Raw genomic sequence first — 2,889 nt, 5'->3', positions numbered from 1 at the left:
GTTCGCCAGCCCCGTGCCCGTACCGCCGATCGTTGTACTGGCGGCACCAGACTCAAGCAGGATGCCGTTCTCACCACTACCATTGGTCACCGTGCCAGCGGCGTTCGTACCGATGTAGTTGCCCGTGATGATCGTACCTGTACTGGCACCATCGATTTCGATTCCAATGAGGCCACTGCCCATGATGGTGTTGCCAAGACCGTTGCCGCCGATGGTTGTGTTGTCCGCTCCGCCGCTGATAAAGATTCCGTCGCCGCCGTTGCCCAGAACGGTCAATCCGTCGCTGGCGAGACCGATGTAGTTGTTTTGGATAAAGTTGCCATCGGATGTCTCGCCATCGATATGAACGCCGTCCTGATCGTTGCCGGCGATGATGTTTCGTCTCGCCGTTCCACTTCCGCCGATGTAATTTGCCGTGGCACCGTTCGCGATACGAATCCCATCAAACGTGTTGCCTCGATCAAGCAAGCCTGTCAAATCGGTACCGATGCGATTGCCGTAGACCATCGTGCCAGTGGTCCCCGATCCGTTGATAAAGATGCCATTCAAATTGCCTGAAATGGTATTGGCTTCAGCGGCGTCGTTGCTGCCGTCGGCGTTCGTGCCGATCAGCGTGTTGATCGACGCACCTTCCACGCTGATTCCCGACAATGCGTTCGCGATAATGGTTGATCCGGTGGAGCCCAGGCCGACATAGTTCCCTTGAATAATGGCTCCGCTGGATGCGTTGCCGACCAGGATTCCGTTACCTAGATTTCCGGCAATCGTACTGTTCCTGAGTACGTTTCCCGTCCCAGCTCCCCAGAACGAGAAGCCACCATTTGAGTTTCCAAGTGCGGTTGTACCCGAAGACGTGGTGCCGAAGTAATTGCCATTGAATGTGTTGTTCTGTGAAGTTGAGCCTTGGATTTCTGCTCCAAAATGATTGTTGCCGGAGAATATATTTCTTCCGCTTGCAGCGCCGTTGCCAACCGTGTTCCCGCTGGAACCATTGAGCATCACCAAGCCCGTGTTGGTGGTGTCCGACGTCGTTCCGTCGACATCACCGGTCCCTGCCGCGTTCGTTCCGACATAGTTGCCATAGACGGTACTGTTGTCGGCATTGTTAAAGAAAATGCCTTGGTCTGTGTTTCCCGAGACGACGTTTCTTTGGCCGGCCGACGTTCCGCCGATCGCTGTCCCCGTGCTGTCAAGTATGTAGATGCCGACTGAACCGTTGGCGATCGCGGACGTCCCAGCGGCATTGAGTCCGACGTAGTTACCTTGAATCGTATTATTGTTGGCCGTGTTGATGAAAATGCCGCGATCCGCGTTTCCACTGACGACGTTTCTTGAGTTGGTTGTGCTACCTCCGATGGTATTGCTGGCGGATTGCACCTCGATTCCGTAGCTCGAGTTGGCGATGGCTGACGTGCCAGCGGCATTGGTACCAATGTAGTTGCCCTGGATCGTGGTTCCGGTGGCAGTAGACGACAACGTGATTCCGTTTCCGGAAATCGTTCCGCTGATCACATTGCCGTATCCGGAGGTCGCGCCGCCGATCGTATTATTTGCAGCGGAAACGAGAATAGCGTGACTCTGATTGCCAACGGCCGAAGTCCCGGCCGCGTTGGTTCCGATATAGTTTCCGCGAATGAAATTGCCAGAACTTGTACCACTGATCAGCACACCAATATCGGTGTTTCCCGAGATCATGTTTCGGTTGGCTGCGGTCGAGCCGCCAATCACAGTTCCGGTACTGTCAAAAACGTTGATGCCGATTGAATTACCAGCTGCGGAAGCGCCAGCTTGATTAATTCCGATATAGTTGCCAGCAATCGTCGTGTTGCTTGAGGTAGCGACGTCGATTGCTTTGCCAGTGAAATTATTGAGTACGAGGCCGCGAACTGTGCTGCCATCGCTTCCACCCCACAGCCTTATCCCATCAACGACTGTGCCGCCACCGTTGAGCACAATCAAGGGCGTTCCTGCGTATCCGCTTTGAGTCGTTGCATCTATCGTGACTTGACTATACAAGAACGGCAGATCGCTGGCTAAATTGATCGTCTTGACACCGCTTCCAATATTAAAGACGATTGAATCGGCCCCGGCATTGTTATTAGCATCGGTGATCGCCTGTCGCAGTGACCCCGCACCACTGTTATTGGTATTCGTGACGGTATAAGTGGCCAGCAACCCGCCGTAGCTTTGTTGAATTTCCAATCCAAATGCGTTCGCGGTTTCGATCTCGCCGTGCGTGAACTCGAAACTCCAATTGCCACCCCGATTGGTTCCACCTGTATCGTCGCTCGAAGCCGCCACATCCGCTTGCGTTGCATTCGCGATCGCATCAATCAACGATCGGCCATCGGCGCTTTGAGCGACATCACAACCGTAGATCAGTATGTCGCCGGACTCGTTGAGCGCCATGCCCCAGCGTTGCAGATCGTCGAGGTGCTGGTCGACGTTGCTTGCCGTCAACCACGAACCGCCCAGCTGGATCATGCCGTCGGTGCCGTGCGAAACAAAATGGATCGCATCAAGGTTGGAATAATGCTGGAGGGCCTCGTCGATCTGCAGAAAGCCGTCTTGACCTTGATCCAGCACAATCACATGCAATACGCGATCAGCTGAATCGGCGCCGTAGAGCTCCTGCACCAGTTGGTCCAGTTCGAATAGCGAACTTTGGACAAACACGACCTCCTCACTGACCGACACATCATCAGCCAAAATGATGTCGTCGTCTGCTTCGGTTCCCTCTGATTCAGTGACTTCGCAATCACAAACAATCGCCAGCATCTCGATCAGGTCTTGACCTTCCGTAGTGCGGGCGAGGTCACAACCGTAGATCAATAGATTAGCTTGGGCGTCCAAGGCGTGTCCCCATGCGGCGATGTCGCCGGCATACGA

The 2,889-nt window shown here is 54.4% G+C and carries 1 protein-coding gene; it reads right to left on the bottom strand.

Annotation, left to right across the window (positions count from 1 at the left end; all coding sequences use genetic code 11):
* The coding region (locus Pla100_RS30155; RefSeq protein WP_146583103.1) for a DUF4347 domain-containing protein at positions 1-2,889 on the bottom strand (2,889 nt) is incomplete at both ends.

The sequence above is a fragment of the Neorhodopirellula pilleata genome, from assembly GCF_007859915.1.
Lineage (GTDB): Bacteria > Planctomycetota > Planctomycetia > Pirellulales > Pirellulaceae > Rhodopirellula > Rhodopirellula pilleata.
Note: the sequence above shows the minus strand (reverse complement) of the source record. Positions and strands in the feature narration are given on the sequence as shown.